The organism is Reyranella sp. GW821-FHT12G01 (assembly GCF_058806575.1).
The window spans coordinates 1,921,495-1,942,825 of record NZ_JBXAPV010000001.1; the positions used below are offsets into that span (position 1 = coordinate 1,921,495).

Here is a 21,331-nt window from a genome sequence, read left to right on the forward strand (position 1 = left end):
ATGCGTACCAATCGCCGTTCGTTCATTGCGGCATCGATGGCGCTGCCGCTGATCGGCAGCCCCGCGATCGCGCAGCCGAAGAAGAAGCTGCGCTTCGGCGTCGGCCCGCTGCTGGCGACGCCCGACGACACCAAGAAGGCCTATACGCCGGTCTTCGCCCATCTCGCCAAGGAACTCGGCAATCCCGAGTTCGATCTGGTCGCCACGACCGACTGGGCCGGCATGGCCGTCGCCATGGGCTCGGGTCAGCTCGACGTCGCGTGGATGGGCCCGTGGGGCTACATCATCGCCAACAACGCCACCGGCTGCCAGGCCGTGGCGACGGTGAAGTACGACGACAAGCCGACCTATCTCGGCATCATCGTCGCCCGGCCCGACCTGCAGGTGACGAAGTTCCCCGACGACACCAAGGGCAAGTCGATCTCCTTCGCCGATGTCGGCTCGACCTCGGGCTGGCTGATCCCGACCTACTACGCCAAGGAAGTCTGGAAGATCGATCCCAAGACCTACTGGAAGTACAGCGAGGGCGCGACGCATCCGGCCAACGAGATCGCGGTCAGCGCCGGCCAGGTCGACATGGCCACCGACTTCGATCGCAACCGCAACGCCATGATCGCCAGCGGCCGCATCAAGGAAGACTCGAACAAGATCATCTGGACCTCCGACCCGCTGCCCAACGACGCCATCGCCCTGCCGGCCAGCGCCCCGAAGGACATGGGCGCCCAGGTGCAGAAGATCCTGACCGCGATCACCACGGAGCAGGCCAAGACCCTGCTGCCGCCGCGCTACACCGGCTTCGTGCCGGCGACGCACAAGAGCTACGACATGATCGAGAAGGCGGGCATCGCCGTCGGCAAGATCAAGCCGAAGGCGTAGGTTCTCTTCGGGCACGATGAAACGACGTCGAGTCATTCAACAAGGACCTCACCCTGAGGAGCGCTCCGCAGGAGCGCGTCTCGAAGGGTGGGAACGAGCACTGCGTGGGTTGCCCATCCTTCGAGACGCCGTGCTGCGCACGGCTCCTCAGGATGAGGGGAGTGGGTGGACTGGCGAGAGAATGACTCGACGGGCGTTTCGCGTCCTGGGAACGCACTGATGGCGAGCGCCGCCGAAAAGGCGCTGGCCGATCTGGAGGCGCAGCGCCGCGGGTTTTCGGCGCGGCGGCTGCGGCTCTGGATTATCGCGGCGTTCGTGCTGGCCTTCTATGCCGTGTCGTGGGACCTCGCGGGGATCGACCTCGCGCGGCTGGCGACCGGGCTGCCGAAACTCGGCCACTGGATCGCCTCGGCCTGGCCGCCGGACCTGAGCGAGGTGCCGCTGTTCGCCTATCGCATCGCCGAGACGGTGGCGATGGCCGCACTCGGCACGACCCTCGCCACCCTGCTCGCGATCCCGATGGCGGTGCTCGCCAGCCGCAACATCACGCCCTGGCCCGCGCTCTATTATCCCGCGCGCTGGTTCCTGAACGCGCTGCGCGGCATCGACTCATTTGTCTTTGCTCTTCTGTTCGTCGCCGCAGTCGGCCTCGGCCCCTTCGCCGGTGTGATCGGCATCGCGCTCCACACCTGGGGCAGTGCCGCGAAATTCTTCGCCGACCATATCGAGAATGCCAATCTCGGGCCGCTCGAAGCGGTGCGCACCACCGGCGCCGGCCGCATGACCGCGATCGCCTATGCGCTGGTGCCGGACATCCTGCCGGTGATGCTCTCGACGACGCTGTTCTGGTGGGAGTTCAACATCCGCGCCTCGACCGTGCTGGGCGTAGTCGGCGCGGGCGGCATCGGCCTCGAACTGAAGAACAGCATGGACCTGCTCGACTTCCCGCGGCTGTTCACCATCATCGCCATGATCCTGGTGGTCGTGACCGTGCTCGACCAGTTTTCGGCGTGGCTGCGCAAGCGGCTGATACGGTCATGAGCCGTGCTGGCATGAGCAATGCTGACACGAGCGAGACGACGGAACGCGAGCGCATGAGCACGCCGCCGAGCCTCAACGCCGTCGGCCTCGCCAAGGCCTTCAAGGGCCATGCGGCGATCCAGGACATCAGCTTCACCGTGCGCGAGGGCGAGTTCGTGGCGGTGCTGGGTCCCAGCGGCGCCGGCAAGACGACGCTGTTCCGCTGCCTGACCGGCCTGCTGCCGCCCGACAAGGGCGAGGTGAAGGTGGGCGACGAGGATGTCGCCCGGCTGCACGGCCGCGCGCGGCGCCGCATCGCCGTGGTGTTCCAGCAGTTCAACCTGGTGAGCCGCCTCAGCGCGCTCGACAACGTGCTGGCCGGCCGGCTCGGCCATGTCCCGGCCTGGCGCGGCATGCTGCGCCGCTTCGACCGTGCCGACCGGCTGCTGGCGCTGGAATGCCTCGACCGCGTCGGGCTACTCGCGCAGGCGACGCAACGTGCCGACACGCTGTCGGGCGGCCAGCAGCAACGCGTGGCGATCGCGCGCGCGATGGCGCAGCGGCCGAGCCTGATCGTGGCCGACGAGCCGGTCGCCAGCCTCGATCCCGCGGCGGGCGCGGGCGTGCTTGAACTGCTGCAGGGCGTCGCGCGCAGCGACGGCGTCGGCGTGGTCTGCTCGCTGCACCAGGTGCATCTGGCACGCACCTATGCCGACCGCATCGTCGGCCTGTCGCGCGGCCGCAAGGTGATCGATAGTCCGGTGGCCCGCTTCGACGAGGCCGCCTTCGGCCAGCTCTACGGCAACAGCGAGACCCCAGCATGAAGCCGATCGAGACCCATGTCTTTCCCGACGGCATCACCGGCCCCGACGTCAGCTTCGACGGCGGCGATCTCGACTGCGGCAACGGCCTGCTGCTGCTGATCCGCAAGCACATCGACCCGATGTCGCGCGGTCAGCTGCTCGAAATCCTCTCGACCGAGATCTCGGTCGACGAGGACCTGCCCGCCTGGTGCCGCCTCACCTCGAACGAGCTTGTATCGTTCCAGAAGGTCGGCAAGCAGCGCAGCTTCGTGATCGCCAAGGGCAAGCTCGCGGAGCGCGGGCAGGCGCCGGCGCCCATCGTCGCAAAGGCACCCTCAGCGCCGCAGCCCGCGGCGCCGCGTCCCGCGCGCGCGCCGGTCGAGGCACCGAAGATCCCGCCGATGTCGGTCATGGGCATCGGCTCGTGGCCGCGCCCGCGCTGGATGGTCGAGGCGATGCATTCCTTCGTCGAGGGCAAGCTCGACGAGGTGGCGTTCCACGAGACCGCCAACGACGCGGTGCGCCTCGTCGTCGCCGCGCAGGAGCGGGCGGGGGCGGGCGTCCTCACCGACGGCGAGCAGCGCCGCGATTCCTATGCGAGCTTCGTGGCGACGCGCCTCGACAATTGCCAGCTCATCCCGCTCACCGATCTTCTGCCGCTGGTCGACGATCCGGAAAAATTCGAGCGCGAATTGCGGGCGCTCGATGTGCCGGCAGCCGACGTGCGCCATCCGGCCGTGCTGGGCCGCATCTCGCGCAGCCGGCCGCTCGCGGTGCACGAACTCGACTTTTTACGCACGGTCACGAACAAGCCGATCAAGATCGCGCTGCCCGGTCCCTATCTGCTGACGCGCACCATGTGGATGGAGTGCCTGAACGAGCGCGCCTACGAGAGCCGCGAGGAACTGGCCGTCGACATCGTGACGGCCCTGCGCGCCGAACTGAAGGAGCTTTTGGACGCCGGCGCGGCGCTGGTGCAGTTCGACGAGCCTGTCCTCTCCGAGGTCGTGTTCAGCGGCGCCAAGAGCGGGCCCAGCTTCATGTGCGGCGCGCTGTCGGAATCGCGCGACCCCGAGCACGAACTGGCTTTCGCGCGCGATCTGGTGAACGCGGTGATCGAGGGGAGCCCTCGCGAGCGCATCGCGCTGCATGTCTGCCGCGGCAACTGGACGCCCGACGAATCGGTGGCGCTCGCCGGCGATTATCGCCCACTGGTCGACACGCTCGCCCAGATGAAGGTCGGCGCCTACCTTTTGGAGATGTGCACCCCGCGCGCCGGCGAGATGGAAGTGCTAAAGCGCCTGCCGCAGGACGCCCGGATCGGCGTCGGCGTCGTGAACCAGAAATGCGCCCATGCCGAGCCAGTCGAGGAGATCGGCGCCAAGATCGAGCAGGCGGTGAACCTGTTCGGCAAGGACCGCCTCCTGTTCCACCCCGACTGCGGCTTCGCCACCTTCGCCGACAATCCCATCTGCAGCACGACGTCTGCCGAGGAAAAGCTCAAGGCGATCACGCAGGCCGTCGAACGACTGTCATCCTGAGCGGAGCGAAGGATCTCACGCCAACCACGGAGTCGTTTGGTCGTTCCGCTAGGTCCTTCGCTGCGCTCAGGACGACAGAGGCGCGGCTACCAGGTCATGCGAACGCCCGCGGTGAGGGCGTGGCTGGCGTTCTGGTAAGAGACGTCGCCCTCGTAGCGGAGATAGGCGGAGGTGGCGTCGGCGATGGCGGTGTTGGCGGCGAGGCCCAGCACGACGCTGTCGCGCAGCGGCGTGGCGCCGTAGGTCGTGAAGGGCGAGGCGGGGGCGCCGAGGAACGAGGCCGTCACCGGACGTGACGTATCGGCGAACTCGTGGCCCCAGCCCAGCCGGAACTGCATCGCGAGCCGGTCGCGCCAGCCGAGGTCCATCGAGCCGCCGAGCTGGGCGCCGAACACGGTGCGCAGCGAGTTGGTGGTCTGGGCCGCGACGCTGAGACCGAGCGAGCCCGCGCCGTTCTCGGTGAAGGCGGCCTGCGTGGCCGTCGAGGCCTGTAGCCGCGCGAAGGGCGTGACGAAGGCCTGCGCGAGACCGCCGAGGTCGAAGCGGTAGCCGGTCTCGACCTGACCGAACACCTGGTTGACGCCGGTCTGGCCGCGCGCGGTCGAGGCGGCAATGCCGGGGATCGCGATCTGGCGGGTCATCTGGTTGTCGGAATAGGCATAGGCCGCCAGCCCATCGACATAGACGGGCCCGCGCGCGTAGCTGCCGTAGAGGCCCGCTTGCACGGTGCTGGTGGTGCCCTGTCCCTGGAAGCCCTGCACCCACTGGGTGCCGCCGCTGTAGCCCAGGGTGACGCCCAGCAGGAAATCGGGCGTCAGCTTGCGGTCGATGCCGCCGGCGAAGCCGCCGAGATTGTAGGTCAGCGTGCCGGCATTGGCGCTGCCGCCGACCGTGCCGAGGCCACCGATCGCGCCGCCCCAGGCACCCCACAAAGCAGGCGTGACGCTGTCACAGGCGACGTCGCAGGCTTCGGCGAGCGCCACGCGGTTGGTGCCGCCGCTGGAGCCGCCGGCCTGCCAGGCGAAGTTGCTCATGAAGAGCTGCGCGCTCTGGACGCCGACCGAAGAGAAGCCGGAATAGTTCTGGCCGCTCAGCGCGGTGAGCGCGGCGGTGCCGACACTCGGAGACAGGGTGGAGAGGGCGGCGATGGCGTTGGCGAAGTCGCCGGTGGCGGAGGCGGCGTTGGCGTCGAACACGGCGCCGACGGCGGCCTGGTTGGGGGTCTGGGCGCCGCGGGCGAAGCTGCGGCTGATGGTGAGATAGACGTTGTTGGCGTCGTAGCTCAGCGAGGGGAAGAGGAAGGCGTAATTGCCCATGACGCTGGCGTAGGTGCCCGCAAGGCCGCCCACGGCATTGAGGATGGTGTAGGTCTGGGAGGCGGCGTAGGCGCCGGAATAGGCGATGAAGTTCACGCTGCCGCCCAGGGTGGCGAGGCCGCCGACGTTCACGCGGTCGCTCTGGCCCTGGTTGTTGAGCTCGACCTGGTAGGTGCTGCCGACGGTCTGGCTGAGGTTGCCGGCGATGTTCAACGTGCCGATCGAGTTGCCGGGGGAGAGCGTACCCAGATGGGTCACGCTGCCCAGGATCGTGCCGCTGCCGCCCAGGCTGCCATTCGCGCTGACGGAGACATCGCTCGTGATGCTGCCGTTCACGGCCAGCCGACCGTTCGAGACGGTCGTCGGACCGCTGTAGGTGTTGACGCCTGTCAGGGTCAGCGTACCCGGCCCCTGCAATGTCAGCCCGCCGTTGCCGACGAGGGTGGAACCCAGCACCGAGCTGGCTGACTGGTTGACGGTCAGGGTGCTGGCACTCAGATCGATCGTGCCGCCGGTTCCCTGCAGCAGCCCGACCGTGACGTTGTTGCCGTTGAGGTTGAACTGGCCGCCGGTGACGGTGAGGGCGCCGGTAGATGCTAGCGACGCACCGGGCGCCAGACGCAGGACGCCCTGGTTGATGAAGGTGCCGCCGGTGTAGCTGTTGGCGCCCGAGAGCGTCAGGTCGCCCAGGCCGGTCTTGGTCAGGCTGCCTGACCCTGTCACCGCCGTGTTGAAGGCGACGTCGAAACCGTTGGTGTTCACGGTGCCGCCGCCCGTGCCCATCGTCACCGCGCGTGATGTGGCGAAGGTGCCGGCCGCGAGAAGCGTGCCGCTGGCCAGCGTCAGCCCGCCGGTGATGTTGCCCAGCCGCGAATCGGCATCGATGGAGACGGTGCCGCCGGCCGTGACGGTCGTGCCGCCATAATAGGTGTTGATGGCCGTCAGGTTGACCTGGCCGCCCGAGATGGTGAGGCCGCCCGAACCGAAGATCTCGCCCGAGAAAGTGCCCGTGCCGGTCTGCTGCAGGGTCGTCGCGCCCATCAGGAAGGTGGGCAGGCTCGAGGCGAAGCCGTCGAACAGCGGCACCGTGCCGCCGAGCGCGACGCCCGGCGTCGAGCTGCCTCCCGTGGTGGCGCCGGTCCAGTAGTAGCCGACATAGCCGTTGGTCGCGTCGTAGAGATAGTCGAAGCCGGCGAAGAACTCGCGGCCGGTGTTGACGTAGGTGCCCGGAGCGACGTTGTCCGGCTCGACGCGACAAGGTGTGGTCGCGGGGGACAGGCTGCTCGGGCAATTGGTCGAAGAGTATTGCCGGGCGGTGAAGCCGTACGAGGCGAAGCCGCCGGGAAAGCTGATGTCGACCTGCGTGCCCGTGGGCGCCCAGTTCGTGGTGCTCATCCCCGAGCCGGGCAGCGGCGTCAGGAACATATAATCGATGCCGGTGTCCTGCAGGATCGTGCCCGAGCTGGTGGCGCCGGTCGACGAGCCGGGAGGCTTCACCGTGACGGTCATGCCGGTGGTCGCCCAATCGGTGCCCGCCGGGTTCTGCGCGAGCTTCACGAAGGTGAAGCTGCCGGTCGGGCTGGTGTCGCTGTTGGGGATGCCGAGGATGAGCTCGTTGTTGCGGATGACATAGCCCTTGCGCACGTTGGTGACCGAGCCGGTCGCGACCGAGGTGAGATTGAGCAGCGGGTTGTGGCTGGGCAGGATCGCGGTGGGGTTCGTGGTGTTGGCGTTGGTGCGGTCGAAGCCGACGCCCATGTAGAAGAGATTGGGATCCTGGTCGCCGATATAGAGCACCGGCACCTGCGACTTGGCGACGACGGTCGTGCCGGTCGCGTCGTAGAGATTGACCTCCACGTTGTAGTAAGTGCCGGAGTAGCCGTAGCCGCTGCTGTCGTAGTTTTGCGTTCCCGTGCCGACGGGCGTGAGGCCGGCCGGATTGAAATAGTTGGAGCCGACGACGATGCCGGTCGAGCCGGTGTCCATGATGGCCTGGCCCTGCCTGAAAGCACCGATCTGCGCGTTGATCAGGGCCGGCGTGCCTGGTCCCATCGACGAGGCGAAGCCGATCGTCTGCGTGACGTTCGTGCCGCTGTACATGTTCCAGCCAGGTGACGGAGAACCCTGTGCCAGGGCTGGCATGCCACCCGCCGAAATGAGGAGAAGGGTCAATCCGGAGAGGGGGGCTTTGCGCAGAATCATGATGGGACACTACTACCGCAGGTCCCGCGCACGACAACGAGGAGACTGCTCAAAATGGGCGCGATTTCGTTACAGATGTTTCGCGCGAGAGCATGATCTTCGAAATCGATCGGAGAGGATGACACGATGCATCGTCGGATCTTCATGGCGACGGGCGCCGTCGCTGCAGTGGGCGCCGCTTCCGTTGGACTGACGGCGGCGTCCGTCTCGACACAGGCACAGCAGGTCGCGTGGGAGGACGTTACCGGTCCCGGCAACCGCTATCGCCTCAAGATGCCGAAGGGCTATCGCGCGCTGCACGTGCCCGCGCACGGCGCAACGCTCAATTCCTATGTCTACATGCTGCCCGACAAGGTGACGCTGGAGCTGCTCGACGTGGTGCCGGCCAATCCGCGCGAGCTTCCCTCGGGTGCGGCCCTCACGACCGCGCTGGAGCAGGCGCAGGCCGGCATGATGAGGAGCTGGCCGGGCAGCACGGTGCAGGAGCAGCGCCAGATCGTGACCGGCCCTTTCACCGGCCGCGAGTTCGTCCTGGCGGCGGCGGGCGGCCGCTTCGTGCGGGCGCGTCTCTACCTCACCTCGTCGGCGGTCTACACGATGGTGGCGCAGGGACCGATGTCGGATCTCGGCAGCCCAATGGTCGCGGAATTCCTCGACTCGCTCAGCTTCGCGTAGATCAGCCCGCTTTCTTGCCGGCAGGAACCCATTCGATCAGCCCCTGCTCGAGGCAGTCGTTCATGAACTGCATCGTCTGCTGGATGCCGAGGGCGAAGGAGGCCTGGCGTTCCGGCATCTGCAGCACGCCGGGCTTCAGCACATAGCGGGCACGGCTCTTCTCGACGATGAGGCCGTGCTTCAGCAACGTCTTCAGCTTGCGCCGCACCGTCTCGCGCGGAATGCCGGTGGCCTGTGCGATCGAGCTGGCGTTCACGGCGCGCTGGGCCTCTATGCCCACGACGCTTCCGAAGCTGCGATGCGCGTCGCGAAAGCCCTCGTCGCGCATGCCGGGCTCGATGCCCGCCATGCCGATGATCTCCGCGACCCTCGCCAGGTCGAGATCGTCGAAGTAGACCTTCCGCCGGCTGAGCTCGAGCCGGTGCAGGTAGTTTCCGATCAGGTAGACGAGCAGGCGGGAATTGTCCGGCGCTCCCTTGAGCACCAGCCGGCCGCTCGGCGGCGCCTTCGTCGCCCGGCGCCGTGCCGGGGTCGCTGCTGGTCTGCTGGCCATTCGATCTCTCCCCCCATCGGTCGGCACCCTATTCAGGATCGGGCCGCCATGCCTAGGCCCGCCCGCCGGATTGCATCCGTGTTACACTGGGGCATGGCGGCGACCGATCCCAAGATTCCCCCGTTCGACAGCAAACATGTCGATGAAAGCTCGTTCCGGCGACTGGTCGAGGGCGTACGGGACTATGCGATCTACATGCTCGATCCCACGGGCAACGTCGTGAGCTGGAACAGCGGAGCGCAGCGCTTCAAGGGCTATACGGCGGACGAGATCATCGGCAGCCACTTCTCGCGTTTCTATGGCGAGGAGGACCGGGCCGATGGGCTGCCGGCGCGCGCGCTCGCCATCGCGCTGGCCGAGGGCAAGTTCGAGGCCGAGGGCTGGCGCATCCGCAAGGACGGCTCGCGCTTCTGGGCGCATGTCGTGATCGATCCCATTCACGACACGGCCGGCAGGCTGCGCGGCTTCGCCAAGATCACGCGCGACCTCACCGAGCGGCGCGAGACCCAGCTCGAGCTGGAGCGGGCGCGCGAGGCGCTGTTCCAGTCGCAGAAGATGGAGGCGATCGGCCAGCTCACCGGCGGCGTCGCGCACGATTTCAACAACCTGCTGACCGCGGTGATCGGCAGCCTCGAACTGGTGCGCAAGCGCCTGCCGGCCGACGAGAAGAACCTGCTCCTGATCGACAATGCCATGCAGGCCGCGCGCCGTGGCGCCACGCTCACGCAGCGCATGCTGGCCTTCGCACGCCGGCAGGAACTCGACCCGGAACTCGCCTCGGTGCGTGACCTGGTGAACGGCATGACGCCGCTGTTCGACCATACGCTGGGCTCCACGATCGTACTCGACGTCGACTGCCCCGCGACGCTCTCGCCGGTCCTGATCGACACCAACCAGCTCGAAATGGCGCTGCTCAACCTCGTGGTCAACGCACGCGATGCGATGCCGCGCGGCGGCGTGATCGCGATCTCGGCCGCCGAGATCGCGGTGACGGCGGCGATGGCCCCGTCGCTCTCGCTGACGGAAGGCCGCTATGTGCGGCTGCAGGTGAAGGACCAGGGCCACGGCATGGATGCCGCGACGCTCGCGCGTGCGGCCGAGCCGTTCTTCACGACCAAGGGCGTCGGCAAGGGCACGGGGCTCGGCCTCTCGATGGTGCACGGGCTCGCCGAGCAGCTGGGCGGCCGCCTGCAGCTCGAAAGCCGCGAGGGCGTCGGCACGACGGCGTCACTGTGGATCCCGGTGGCCGACGGCCATGCCGTGCCGCTGCCGGCCGATGCGCCCGTGCCGTCGAAGGCCGCGTCGCTTTCCATCCTCGCGGTCGACGACGATGCGCTGATCCTGGTCAACACCGCGGCCATGCTGGAAGACCTCGGCCACGAGGTGACGACGGCCTATTCCGGCCGCGAGGCGCTGTCGGCGCTGGCACGCATGGACCGGGTCGATCTCGTCATCACCGACCAGGCGATGCCCGGCATGACCGGCACGCAGCTCGTCGAGGAGATCCGCCGCGAGCGCCCCGACCTGCCGGTCCTGCTGGCCACCGGTTATGCCGAGCTGCCCAACGGCGAGAGCACGAAGGTGCCGCGCCTCAACAAGCCGTTCCTGCAGGCCCATCTCGACCAGGCCATCACCGAGGTGATGCGCGGGCGGTGGTGATCATGTTCCTCTCCCCCGCTAGGGGGAGAGGCTAGGTGAGGGGGCGACTCGAAGCGCCGGTGCGTAACCCCCTCACCCAACCTCTCCCCCTAGCGGGGGAGAGGAGTCAGAGACTCCGCCCGATCTTCGGCTCCGTGCCGGCGAGCAGACGCCGGATGTTGGCGCGATGGAGCATGATGACGTAGAGGCCGCCGGCGATCACCAGCAGCCGATAAGGCAGCGGCTCGGGCAGGACGCACACGATGATCGCCGCGGTCACGGCCGCGAGCATCGAGCCCAGCGAGACGATCCGGACCACCGCAAGCACGGCGAGGAACACCACCGCCCCGCCGACGCCGACCGGCCACGACAACGCCAGCAGCACGCCGAGCCCGGTCGCTGCCGACTTGCCGCCGGTGAAGCCCAGCCAGATCGAGCGGCTGTGTCCCAGCAGCACGGCGAGGCCGCACAGGGCGACCGTCCACGGCACCCCTTCTGCGGGCACTCCCAGCCGGGCCTGGAGCCAGCGCGCGAAGACGATCGCCGCGACCCCCTTCAATACGTCCACCAGCAGTACGACCAGCGCCGGCGCCTTGCCCAGGGTGCGCAACACGTTGGTGGCGCCGGTCGATCCGGAGCCGTGCTTGCGCAGGTCGATGCCCTTCAGGAGCCTGCCGGCGAGATAGCCCGTCGGCAGCGAGCCCAGCAGATAGGCGACGACGACGCTCGCCGCACACACGATCCAGAAGGTCATCATGCGGCCCTGGCGCAGTTCCAGACGTGGGTGTTTGCGGCGAGCGGTTGGCCGCGCTCCGACAGTTCGTGCGGCAGCAGCACGTCGCAGCTCGGCCACAGGCCGGTCTCCAGCGCGTCGGCATAGCCCGCGGGCAGGCCGCGCTCGCGCATCTTTTGCGCGGCGGTGCCGGCGTCGTAATCGAGCGCATGCAGCGAGATGTCGACGCCGCTGCGTGTCGGCACGAACAGGCTGTACCAGACCCTCCGCGTGCCATCGTTCGCGGGCATGCCGAGCGCGCCGCTATTGTGCCAGAGCCGCCCGTCGCGCTCCTCGGTGAAGGGGATACCGCTATGGCCGCCGATCACGCCGTCGCATCCGCTCATGGAAATCTGCCGTGCCTTCTCGGGCCACGGCGTCGAGGCGAAGACGAAGCCATTCACGAGGTCGACTGCGCCATGGATCACCGCGAGCCGCCGTGCGCCGATTTGCACGTCGAGCCGTCGCGGCAGCCCGCGCATCCAGGCGCGGGCATCGTCGCCGAGATGGCGGTTGGAATAGCCGTACCAGTCGACGGAGAGCGCCTCGCAGGCCGTGCCTTCCTCGAAGCCGCAGCCGCAATCGTCCTTGCTCCAGCCCAGCGACTCCTCGCAGTTGCCCATCACGACATGCACGCCCCAGTCGCGCACGAGATCGACCGTCGCGACCGGATCGGCGCAGTAGGCCACGACGTCGCCGGTGCAGATCGTGTTGCGCGCAGGGATGCCCAGCCGCTCCGCCTCGCGCCGCAACGCAACCGTCGCTTCGAGATTGCTGTAGCACCCGCCGAACACGAGGACGGGGCCGCTGAGTTCGAGCATCGAAACTCCGTTGGTCGATCCTCTTACTTGCCCAAAGATGGCGGCAAACGCCAACTCTTGCTGCGCTCACATCTTCTGCATTAGTGTCCGGCGCACAAGATCAAGGGGCGGGAAAGCCCTATGGATCAGGGAGGAATTGTCATGCGTACACCGACACGCCGCGGTCTCATCGTTGCGGGTGCAGGCGTCCTTGCGGCGCCGTCGATTCTCGCCTCTGGCGCGCGGGCGCAGGGCGCGTTCCCCAACAAGCCGATCCGCATCGTCGTGCCCTATCCGGCGGGCGGACAGACCGACGGCATCGCGCGCGTCTATGGCGATTTCCTGGGACGCAAGCTCGGCACCTCCGTGGTGGTCGAGAACAAGGGCGGCGCCGGCGGCGTGATCGGCGCGGTCGAGGTGAAGCGCGCGGCGCCCGACGGCTACACGCTGATCTGCACCATCTCCTCGTCGCTGATCCAGAACCGGGTCACGGTGAAGGACCTGCCCTACGATCCGGAGAAGGACTTCACCTATCTCACCATGACGACCAGCCTCGGCGGGCCGGTGGTGGTGGCGGAGAAGACAGGTGCCACGAACCTCAAGCAGTTCGTGGAATACGCCAAGAAGGTCGACAAGGTGAACTGGGGCGCCTACGGCCCCGGCTCGACGCCGCAGATGCTGATCGAGACCATGGCCCGCCAGTACGGCTTCAAGGTCGAGGTCGTGCAGTATCGCGGCGAGGCGGCGATGTTCGCCGACGTGACGTCGCAACAGCTCGACGGTGCGGGTGGCAGCCCCGCCGCGGCGGCGCCGGTGATCGCGTCCGGCAAGGGCAAGGCCATCGCCATGATGGGCGAGCGCCTGGCCGCCTGGCCCGACGTGCCGACGATGGTGGAGCAGGGCGCGGTCGGCGGCTTCTACGAAACGCGGGCCTTCGCGGTGTTCGGTGTGCCGGCCGCGACGCCGACGGACATCGCCAAGAAGCTTTCGGACACGCTGATCGAGGCCGGCGGCGACGAGAAGGTGAAGGCGCTGATGGCCAACTACCTGATCGTGGGCCCCCTCAGCATGGAAGCCACCAACGCCCGCTTCAAGCGCGACACCGAGATCATGCTCAAGGTGATGCACGAGATTGGGATCAAGCCTGAGTAGACGGCCGCGCGAAGCGCGGCCGGTGAGCGGCAGGAGCTTGCCAAAGGCAAGCTCCGGGAGCGACGTATGCCGCTGCAACACACTTCATAAACTCCAGCAAGGAACTCACCCATGTCCTTCACCGTGACCAGCGACAGCTTCAAGGAAGGCGCCTCCCTCGGCATGGAGCACATCCTCTCCGCCGATTACGGCTTCGGCTGCGGCGGCGGCAACAAGTCGCCGCACCTGCGCTGGTCCGGTGCGCCCGAGGGCACCAAGAGCTTCGCCGTGCACTGCTACGATCCCGACGCGCCGACCGGCTCGGGCTTCTGGCACTGGGTGGTGGTGAACATTCCCGCCGGCACGACCGAGCTGGCGCTCGACGCCGGCAACCCGAAGGCTGGCTCTCTCCCGAAAGGCGCGCTGCAGACGCGCACCGATTTCGGCGCGCCGGGCTACGGCGGTCCGTGCCCGCCGCAGGGCCACGGCCCGCACCGTTACATCTTCACCGTCTTCGCCGTGAAGGAAGCCGCCTTGCCGGTGAACGCCGACGCGTCGGCGGCGATCGTGGGCTTCCAGCTCCACTTCAACACTCTGGCCAAGGCCGTGCTGACGGGCACGTTCGAACGGAAGTAGGCCCGCTCATCTCCATGCGCGCGCCGCGCATGTAATTGCGCCGAAACAGTGTTCGCTGGGTTACACGCAAATCGGGAGAAACGTACCTCGAAAAACGCACCTTGAGGTAGCACCTAGGCTGAAAATTCAGTAAGGAAATCAGTCCTCCCGGATGTGGGATCCGGAGAGGTTCTGGCCTTGGGGTTCGGCATGGCGTTTCCGGCGAATATCGTTCTGTCGAATCTCGTTGGTATCGGCTCCAGGTTCTTTGGAGGAGCGGCGGGCGACAACGCCGGCTTCACGGTCGCCTCCGCGGGTGACGTCAACGGCGACGGTTTCGACGACATCATCATCGGCGCACCGTACGCTAAGCCGAACGGCAGCACGTCCGGCGCCACCTATGTGATTTTCGGCAAGGCATCGGGCTTTGCCGACGCGACCAACCTGTCCAGCCTCATCGGCAGCGACGGCTTCAAGCTGAGCGGCGTCTACAGCAGCTACGGCGCCCATTCCGTCTCCGCCGCGGGCGACGTCAACGGCGACGGCTACGACGACATCCTCATCGGCGCCATGAAGGCCGATCTTGCCAGTGGTGGTGACCAGGGGGCCGCCTACATCGTGTTCGGCAAGGGCGCGACCTTCGCCGCCAACGTCGAGCTTTCCTCGCTGAACGGCACCAACGGCTTCCGGTTGATGGGCGTGAACGCGAGGGACCTGACTGGATGGTCGGTCTCCGCCGCGGGCGACGTGAACAGCGACAACTACGACGACATCATCATCGGCTCGCCGTGGGCCGATCCTAATGGCACCTCATCCGGCGCGGGCTATGTGGTGTTCGGCAAGGCCTCGGGCTTTGCCGCCAGCACGAGTCTCTCGACCCTCAACGGCGCCAACGGCTTCAAGCTGAACGGCGTCGCCGCGGGCGATCAGGCCGGCAGCTGGGTCGCCTCGGCGGGTGACCTGAACGGCGACGGCTATGACGACGTGGTCATCGGTGCGTCCTATGCCGATTCCGGCGTCATCCCGACGGGCTACGATACCGGCGTAAGCTATGTCGTGTTCGGCAAGAGCGGGGGATTTCCTGCCAGTCTCGAGCTTTCCACCCTCAACGGAACGAACGGCTTCAAGCTGACCGGTGAGGCGCTGGGCGATTCCAGCGGCTGGTCGGTCGCCTCGGTCGGCGACATCAACGGCGACGGTCGCGACGACCTGTTCATCGGCGCCCCCGGTTCCAACGTGCACGGCAGCAATTCGGGGGCGTCCTATATCGTGTTCGGCAAGGGCTCAGCCTTTGCTGCGAACATCGACCTCACGAGCCTGAACGGCACCAACGGGTTCCGGCTGAGCGGCGAACTGGCGAGCGACCAGAGCGGCAGCTCGGTCGCGTCGGCCGGCGACTTCAACGGCGACGGCTACGACGACATGATCATTGGCGCCCGCGGCGCCGATCCGAACGGCGGCAGCTCCGGCGCGACCTACGTCGTGTTCGGCAAGGCCTCGGGCTTCACCGCCAACTTCGATCTGTCGACGCTCGACGGCACCAACGGCTTCCAGCTGAACGGTGGCGCCGCCGGCGATCGCAGCGGCTGGTCGGTGGCTTCGGCCGGTGACGTGAACGGCGACAGCTACGACGACCTGATCATCGGCGCTCCCCATGCCAATCTGGGCGGCACTTACGCAGGCTCGGCCTACATCATCTACGGCAGGGCCGACGGTGCGTTTCCCGGGACTGCGGCCGCGGAAGTCCTCACCGGCGGCAGAGGCCCTGACGTCCTGAGGGGCGGTGGCGGCGCCGACGAATTCCATGGCGCGGCCGCCAACGACCGGCTGATCGCCGGCGACACGACCTTTGTCCTGGCCGATGGTGGTGCCGGCATCGACACGCTCGAATTGGGCGGCGCCGGCCTGACGCTCGACCTGCGCATCCCCTCGGTGGCGGCGAAGCTGGTGGACATCGAGATCATCGATCTCACCGGCACCGGCAACAACACGCTGCTCCTCGACCAGGCCGCCGTCATGGACGTCGGCACCGCCAATGCGGCCAAGCGCATCCTCGTGGTCACCGGCAACACCGGCGACAAGGTGCTGTTCGACGAGCCCGAATGGGCCAGGACGGGGTCGTTCACCCAGCTCGGTGTCACGTACGATCGCTGGGTGCTCGGCGACGCCGAGGTGCAGGTCCGCCGCGACGGGACGATGGCGACGAACTCGCCAATGGCGCTGCTCGATGGCACTGACGGCTTCAAGATCAGCGGCGCCGACACAAGCGACTTTAGTGGCAGGTCGGTCGCCTCGGCCGGAGACGTCAATGGCGACGGCTTCGAGGATCTGCTGATCGGCGTGACGGGCGCGGATCCGCACGGTTCGGGCTCCGGCGCGACCTATATCGTGTTCGGCAAGGCGTCGGGCTTTGCGGCCAATATCGACCTGTCGAGCCTCAATGGCACCAACGGCTTCAAGCTCAATGGCGAAGCCAGCCTCGATGCAAGTGGTGTCGTCGTCGCCTCGGCCGGCGATGTCAACGGCGACGGCCTGGGCGATCTGATCATCGGTGCGCCCGGTGCCTCTGGCCAATCGGGAGCGAGCTACGTCATCTTCGGCAGGACGTCGGGCTTCGCGGCCAACATCGATCTCTCGACGCTCAACGGCACCACCGGTTTCAAGCTGGTAGGTGCGCCCGAAGGCGTCCGTTCGGGCAATTCGGTCGCGTCGGCCGGCGACGTCAATGGTGACGGTTTCGACGACCTGATCGTCGGCGCGCCCTGGTCCCGCGAAGGAACAACCTACGTGGTGTTCGGCAAGGCCTCGGGCTTTGCTGCCGAAGTCGATATTTCCAGGCTGAACGGCACGACCGGCTTCAAGATCACGGGCGCCCAGGGCAACGACTTCAGCGGCTACGCCGTCGCCTCGGCCGGAGACATCAATGGCGATGGCTTCGATGACCTGCTCATCGGCGCCCGGGACGGCGGCTTGGCCCGGGCGGCGCGCGAAGCCTATGTGGTGTTCGGCAAGGCGTCGGGCTTCGCTCCTTCCCTCTCGCTCGCGAATCTCGACGGCACCAACGGCTTCAGGCTCATATCTCCGAGCGACGTTGACCGCAACCTGGGCTTCTCGCTCGGTTCAGCCGGCGACGTGAACGGCGATGGCTACGACGACCTGATCGTCGGCGAAAGTCTGGCCGAGAGCGACGACGGCTTCGATGCCGGCGCGAGCTACATCGTGTTCGGCAGGTCGTCGACCTTTCCTGTCGCCTTCGAACTTGCCGGTCTCAACGGCAGCAATGGCTTCAAGGTGAGCGGTGCGAAGGCGTTCGACCGCGCCGGTACTTCGGTCGCCTCGGCGGGCGACGTGAACGGCGACGGGTACGCCGACCTTATCATCGGCGCCGTTCGGGATCGCACTTACACTCCCATTGGCGACAAGTCCGGTGACGTCTATGTCCTGTTCGGCAAGGCGTCCGGATTTACGGCGGACTTCGACCTCGCTGCTCTCGATGCCGCCGCCGGCTTCAAGCTGGCCGGCGTGGCCGTGGGCGATCTCTTCGGTGACTCGGTCTCCTCGGCGGGCGACGTGAACGGCGACGGTTACGACGACCTGATCATCGGCGCTCCGGGCGACAATGACGACGGCACCCAATCCGGCGCGAGCTATGTCGTGTTCGGTGGCGCGTTCGGCGGCACGGTGACGACCACGGGCACGGCGGCGGCGGAGATGCTGATCGGCGGCGTGGGCGGAGATACGCTGACCGGCGGCGGCGGGGCCGACGTGTTCCATGGCGGCGCGGGCAACGACCGGCTGATCGTGGCGGACCTGGCCTTTCGCCTGGCCGACGGCGGCACCGGCACGGACACGCTGGCGCTGTCGGGGGCAGGCCTGACGCTCGACCTCACCAGCATTGCGACGGCTGTTAAGCTCGAGGACATCGAGCGCATCGACCTCACGGGCAGCGGCAACAACACGCTGAAGATCAACCAGTTCGCCGTCCTCAACGGCATCGGCGCGGCGGCGGGCGGCAAGCACATCCTCACCGTCGAGGGCAATGCCGGCGACACGGTGCAGTTCTCCGAGGCGGATTGGGCGCTGGCCGGCACAGTCGCCGATGGCGGCATCACGTTCGACCGCTGGGTGCTCGGCAATGCCGAGGTCCGCGTCGAGCAGGGCCTGAACCTTCCCGGTGTCACCATCGAGGGCACGGTGGGCGACGACAATATCTCGCTCACCTCCACGGTCGCGGGCCAGCCGCGGGCAACCGACCGGTCCGACACGATCAATGCGCAAGGCGGCGACGACAAGGTCGTGGCCGGCGCGGGCAACGACACGCTGCACGGTGGCGACGGCAACGACCGCCTGGACGGCGGCGTGGGCGCCGACCTGATGGACGGCGGCATCGGCAACGACATCTTCTATGTCGACAATGCCGGCGACCAGGTGAGCGATACGGCCGGCATCGACACGATCTACACCAAGGTCAGCTACACGCTGGCGGCCGGCGTGGCGATCGAGACGATGCGCAGCCAGAGCCTGACGGGGCTCACGCTGACGGGCAACGAGTTCGGCAATGCGCTGTACGGCGGGTCGGCGAACGATCACCTGAACGGCGGCGACGGCAACGACAAGCTCGACGGCGGGCTGGGCAACGACGTCATGACCGGCGGCGCGGGCGACGATATCTATTTCATCGGCGCGGCCGGCGACGTCGTGATCGAGACCGGCGGTGGCATCGACACGATCTACACCAAGCTCGATTACACGCTGGGTGCCACCGAGGAGATCGAGATCCTGCGCGTGCTGGGCACGGCGGGGCGGACCTTCACCGGCAACGACTTCGACAACACGATGATCGGCGGTGCCGGGGCCGACCATTTCTTCGGCGGCGGCGGCAACGACCGGATGGACGGCGGCGCCAACGCCGACACGATGGTAGGCGGCGCGGGCGACGATACCTATTACGTGAACCGTGCGGACGACGTGGTGACCGAGCTGGCGAACGAGGGCACGGACATCGTGCGCTCCTCGATCGATTACACGTTGGGCGCCAACCTCGAGACGCTGTTCCTGTCGGGCACCGCCAATCGCAAGGGCTTCGGCAACGAGCTGAAGAATGACCTCAACGGCAACAGTGGCAACAACCTGCTGGACGGCGGGTTGGGCAACGATCGTCTTAACGGTGGCGACGGCAACGACACGTTCCGCTTCAGCACCGCGCTGGGGCCGACCAACGTCGACACGATCGTGAACTTCGACCATGCGACGGACACGATCCAGCTCGATCAGGACATCTTCTCAGGCCTGTCGCTCGGCGCCCTGAGTGCCGGGGCGTTCAACACAGGGACGTCCGCGACCCAGGCCGACGACCGCATCATCTACAACGCGGCGACGAAGTCGCTGTACTACGACGCCGATGGCGTGGGCGGTGTTGCGGCCGTGAAGTTTGCGATCCTGAGCGGGGCTCTGGATCATACGGACTTCCTGGTCGTCTAAGAGGGCCGCGGCAACACCGGGCGGCGCTCCCGGACATTGCTGAAGCAATGTCCTGACGCTTACCGATCAACGCTAGGTCAGGCTTCACCTGACCTAGCGTTGATCGAGAGGCGGAAACGACCACTTCCCATCGCGAATGGGCAGAAACGACCCGTCATCCACTCCGACCTCGTCGGCGATCCGCTCGTTCAGCACCTGGTTCATCGCCAGGATCAGCTCGCCGTTCTTGCGCGGATCGAGCGCGAGGTTGGTCATCTCGTCGGGGTCGGACTGCAGGTCGTAAAGTTCGAGGTCGTTCTTCGCCAGAATCTCTTCCAGTGTCTTGGGCGTGTTGAACTGCATGGGCGAGAAGTAGCGCGAGAAGCGGTAGCGGCCGTCCCAGATGCTGCGGATGCCGGTGCGGTGCGGGAAATCCGGGAAGTGGTTCGCGAGGTGCTTCATCTGCTCCTCGGGCGACTTGGTGCGGAAGATGCGCGTGTCGATCGTCATCGCGGCCCACTTGGGGTCGGCGTACGAGAGCATGTTGAAGTTGAACAGCGCCGCTGGCCGCACCGTCTTCTGGCTCGCCGCTTCGGGATTGCGCAACAGCGGCGAGAAGTCCTTGCCGTGCAGGCCCTGGGCCGCGCGCGCGACCGAGGCGGTGTCCTTGCCGGTGAGAGCAAGGATGGTGGGCGTCAGGTCGAGCTGCGAGGTGATCGCCTGGCATTCCTTGCCGCCGGGAATCGCGGGGTGGACGACCATCAGCGGCAGGTGGTTCTGCTGGCGGTAGGTGTTGGTGCCCTTGCCGCGCATCTGATGGTTGCCGCCGAGTTCCCCGTGGTCGGCGGTGAAGATGACGATCGTGTTCTCGGCCATGCCGTTATATTCGAGCGCCTGCATCAGGCGGCTCACCTGCTGGTCGCAGTCGCGGATGGCGTTGAAGTAGTAGTTGCGCAGCGCGCGCCAGCGCCGGTCCTCGTCGGGCCAGTCGCCGACGAGCAGGTCGATCGAGCGCTGGTAGTAGAGATGCGCTAGCGGCCGGCCGCGCTCGTCGAACGGCTGGTGCGTGCTGGTCGGCAGCGGGACCTTGTCCCAGGTCGCGCGGTAGAGCTCGTCGTCGGGTGCGCGCGCGATAGGCGTCGCATGCTTCTTGCCCTGGATGTTCTCGTTGCCGACATCGGAATCGAAATACATCGTGTCGTGCGGGTTCACGAAGTTGACCGCGAGATACCAGGGCTGGCCCTTGGTGCGCAGCTCCTGGCCTACCGTCCGCAGCCACGAGATCGCCGTGGCGAGCGTGCCGTCGTCGTACTTGTAGCCACCCAAGGTGCCGTCGATCAGGTCGCCGACGCCGAAGAAATCCTGGAAGCCGTAGGACTGCATGGTCTTGCGATAGTCGAGCAGCGGCGCGTCGACCGGCTTGTCGTTGAGGTCCATCGTCGCCGAGAGATGCCACTTGCCCTGATAGGCCGCGTGATAGCCGAGCTCGCTGAGGCGATGGCCGACCGTCTTGACGTTCGTCGAGAGGTCGCGCTGCCAGATGTAGTTGAGGTTGTCGGCGACGCCGGTCTGCTGGATGTGGTGGCCGGTATAGACGACGGAGCGCGCCGAGGAGCAGACGCAGGACGCGGCCTGGTGATTGGTGAAGGTGACCGCCTTCTTCTTGATCGCCTCACGCGCGGGCACCGGGAAGGGCCATTGCGGGAAGAAATGCTCCTGGTCGACCAGCACGAACAGGATGTTGTAGCCCGTCGGCATGGCTGCGTTCGTCGGCTGCGGTGCAGGGGCGGGCGCCTGTGCCTGCGCGATATTGCCGGCCAGCAAGGTCGAGCCAAGCAGAGCCGCACCGGAGGTCATCGCCGCGCGGCGCGACGGGTGGGACGAATCGTCTTCGGGTTGTTTCGTCATCCTGATGCTGCTCCTGCACGT

The 21,331-nt window shown here is 67.1% G+C and carries 14 protein-coding genes; 9 read left to right on the forward strand and 5 right to left on the reverse strand.

Going from position 1 to position 21,331, the window contains the following annotated elements; translation table 11 throughout:
- The 4 genes from AC1RP5_RS09365 to AC1RP5_RS09380 all read left to right on the forward strand — a co-directional run bounded on the left by AC1RP5_RS09365 (nucleotide 1) and on the right by AC1RP5_RS09380 (nucleotide 4,240).
- A complete protein-coding gene (locus AC1RP5_RS09365; RefSeq protein WP_493110365.1) occupies nucleotides 1–876 on the forward strand; it encodes a phosphate/phosphite/phosphonate ABC transporter substrate-binding protein in 876 nt (291 codons plus the stop codon).
- A gap of 219 nt (nucleotides 877–1,095) precedes the next feature.
- The gene (phnE, locus tag AC1RP5_RS09370) at nucleotides 1,096–1,917 is read left to right on the forward strand and encodes a phosphonate ABC transporter, permease protein PhnE (protein WP_493110366.1); all 822 of its coding nucleotides are present in this window, start codon (nucleotides 1,096–1,098) and stop codon (nucleotides 1,915–1,917) included.
- An 11-nt stretch (nucleotides 1,918–1,928) separates the two neighbouring features.
- Complete coding sequence (phnC, locus tag AC1RP5_RS09375) at nucleotides 1,929–2,720, forward strand: phosphonate ABC transporter ATP-binding protein (RefSeq protein WP_493110367.1); 792 nt, start codon at nucleotides 1,929–1,931, stop codon at nucleotides 2,718–2,720.
- Complete coding sequence (locus AC1RP5_RS09380; RefSeq protein WP_493110368.1) at nucleotides 2,717–4,240, forward strand: 5-methyltetrahydropteroyltriglutamate--homocysteine methyltransferase; 1,524 nt, start codon at nucleotides 2,717–2,719, stop codon at nucleotides 4,238–4,240. The genes phnC and AC1RP5_RS09380 overlap by 4 nt, the downstream gene beginning before the upstream one ends.
- Nucleotides 4,241–4,326: 86 nt before the next feature.
- Here the strand turns inward: AC1RP5_RS09380 and AC1RP5_RS09385 are convergent, their stop codons facing one another.
- A complete protein-coding gene (locus tag AC1RP5_RS09385; RefSeq protein ID WP_493110369.1) occupies nucleotides 4,327–7,698 on the reverse strand; it encodes an autotransporter outer membrane beta-barrel domain-containing protein in 3,372 nt (1,123 codons plus the stop codon).
- Nucleotides 7,699–7,884: 186 nt separating this feature from the next.
- Here AC1RP5_RS09385 and AC1RP5_RS09390 point away from each other — a divergent pair, with 186 nt between their 5' ends.
- Nucleotides 7,885–8,433 carry a hypothetical protein gene (locus AC1RP5_RS09390; protein ID WP_493110370.1) on the forward strand — a complete coding sequence of 183 codons (549 nt, stop codon included), beginning with the start codon at nucleotides 7,885–7,887 and terminating at the stop codon, nucleotides 8,431–8,433.
- 1 nt (nucleotide 8,434) lies between these two features.
- Here AC1RP5_RS09390 and AC1RP5_RS09395 read toward each other — a convergent pair whose 3' ends face one another.
- Nucleotides 8,435–8,986 carry a helix-turn-helix domain-containing protein gene (locus AC1RP5_RS09395; RefSeq protein WP_493110371.1) on the reverse strand — a complete coding sequence of 184 codons (552 nt, stop codon included), beginning with the start codon at nucleotides 8,984–8,986 and terminating at the stop codon, nucleotides 8,435–8,437.
- Between the two features lie 93 nt (nucleotides 8,987–9,079).
- Between AC1RP5_RS09395 and AC1RP5_RS09400 the strand changes: the two genes are divergently transcribed.
- Nucleotides 9,080–10,645 (forward strand): ATP-binding protein, encoded by a 1,566-nt coding sequence (locus tag AC1RP5_RS09400; protein WP_493113326.1) that lies wholly within the window; start codon nucleotides 9,080–9,082, stop codon nucleotides 10,643–10,645.
- Between the two features lie 106 nt (nucleotides 10,646–10,751).
- Here AC1RP5_RS09400 and plsY read toward each other — a convergent pair whose 3' ends face one another.
- Nucleotides 10,752–11,378: a glycerol-3-phosphate 1-O-acyltransferase PlsY gene (gene plsY, locus AC1RP5_RS09405; protein ID WP_493113328.1), complete on the reverse strand. Its 627-nt coding sequence runs from the start codon at nucleotides 11,376–11,378 to the stop codon at nucleotides 10,752–10,754.
- Nucleotides 11,378–12,217 carry a metallophosphoesterase family protein gene (locus AC1RP5_RS09410; RefSeq protein WP_493110372.1) on the reverse strand — a complete coding sequence of 280 codons (840 nt, stop codon included), beginning with the start codon at nucleotides 12,215–12,217 and terminating at the stop codon, nucleotides 11,378–11,380. The genes plsY and AC1RP5_RS09410 overlap by 1 nt, the downstream gene beginning before the upstream one ends.
- A 141-nt stretch (nucleotides 12,218–12,358) precedes the next feature.
- Between AC1RP5_RS09410 and AC1RP5_RS09415 the strand changes: the two genes are divergently transcribed.
- The 3 genes from AC1RP5_RS09415 (at nucleotide 12,359) to AC1RP5_RS09425 (ending at nucleotide 19,423) form a co-directional block, all read left to right on the forward strand.
- Nucleotides 12,359–13,348 (forward strand): Bug family tripartite tricarboxylate transporter substrate binding protein, encoded by a 990-nt coding sequence (locus AC1RP5_RS09415; protein WP_493110373.1) that lies wholly within the window; start codon nucleotides 12,359–12,361, stop codon nucleotides 13,346–13,348.
- Between the two features lie 111 nt (nucleotides 13,349–13,459).
- Entirely contained in the window at nucleotides 13,460–13,963 is a 504-nt protein-coding gene (locus AC1RP5_RS09420; protein WP_493110374.1) for a YbhB/YbcL family Raf kinase inhibitor-like protein, read from the forward strand.
- A 189-nt stretch (nucleotides 13,964–14,152) separates the two neighbouring features.
- Nucleotides 14,153–19,423, forward strand: a complete 5,271-nt coding sequence (locus AC1RP5_RS09425; RefSeq protein WP_493110375.1) for a beta strand repeat-containing protein — start codon at nucleotides 14,153–14,155, stop codon at nucleotides 19,421–19,423.
- Nucleotides 19,424–19,516: 93 nt separating this feature from the next.
- On the opposite strand, the gene AC1RP5_RS09430 is transcribed toward AC1RP5_RS09425, so the two are convergent.
- Nucleotides 19,517–21,310 carry a sulfatase family protein gene (locus AC1RP5_RS09430; protein ID WP_493110376.1) on the reverse strand — a complete coding sequence of 598 codons (1,794 nt, stop codon included), beginning with the start codon at nucleotides 21,308–21,310 and terminating at the stop codon, nucleotides 19,517–19,519.
- Nucleotides 21,311–21,331 lie beyond the last annotated feature (21 nt).

Excerpts from the sequence above, each read along its gene's own strand:
- AC1RP5_RS09390 (WP_493110370.1), top strand. The coding sequence starts at position 7,885 with ATGCATCGTCGGATCTTCATGGCGACGGGCGCCGTCGCTGCAGTGGGC.
- AC1RP5_RS09400 (WP_493113326.1), top strand. The coding sequence starts at position 9,080 with ATGGCGGCGACCGATCCCAAGATTCCCCCGTTCGACAGCAAACATGTC.
- AC1RP5_RS09380 (WP_493110368.1), top strand. The coding sequence starts at position 2,717 with ATGAAGCCGATCGAGACCCATGTCTTTCCCGACGGCATCACCGGCCCC.
- AC1RP5_RS09415 (WP_493110373.1), top strand. The coding sequence starts at position 12,359 with ATGCGTACACCGACACGCCGCGGTCTCATCGTTGCGGGTGCAGGCGTC.
- AC1RP5_RS09395 (WP_493110371.1), bottom strand. The coding sequence starts at position 8,986 with ATGGCCAGCAGACCAGCAGCGACCCCGGCACGGCGCCGGGCGACGAAG.
- phnE (WP_493110366.1), top strand. The coding sequence starts at position 1,096 with ATGGCGAGCGCCGCCGAAAAGGCGCTGGCCGATCTGGAGGCGCAGCGC.
- AC1RP5_RS09410 (WP_493110372.1), bottom strand. The coding sequence starts at position 12,217 with ATGCTCGAACTCAGCGGCCCCGTCCTCGTGTTCGGCGGGTGCTACAGC.
- AC1RP5_RS09365 (WP_493110365.1), top strand. The coding sequence starts at position 1 with ATGCGTACCAATCGCCGTTCGTTCATTGCGGCATCGATGGCGCTGCCG.
- phnC (WP_493110367.1), top strand. The coding sequence starts at position 1,929 with ATGAGCAATGCTGACACGAGCGAGACGACGGAACGCGAGCGCATGAGC.
- plsY (WP_493113328.1), bottom strand. The coding sequence starts at position 11,378 with ATGACCTTCTGGATCGTGTGTGCGGCGAGCGTCGTCGTCGCCTATCTG.
- AC1RP5_RS09420 (WP_493110374.1), top strand. The coding sequence starts at position 13,460 with ATGTCCTTCACCGTGACCAGCGACAGCTTCAAGGAAGGCGCCTCCCTC.
- AC1RP5_RS09430 (WP_493110376.1), bottom strand. The coding sequence starts at position 21,310 with ATGACGAAACAACCCGAAGACGATTCGTCCCACCCGTCGCGCCGCGCG.
- AC1RP5_RS09385 (WP_493110369.1), bottom strand. The coding sequence starts at position 7,698 with ATGCCAGCCCTGGCACAGGGTTCTCCGTCACCTGGCTGGAACATGTAC.
- AC1RP5_RS09425 (WP_493110375.1), top strand. The coding sequence starts at position 14,153 with ATGGCGTTTCCGGCGAATATCGTTCTGTCGAATCTCGTTGGTATCGGC.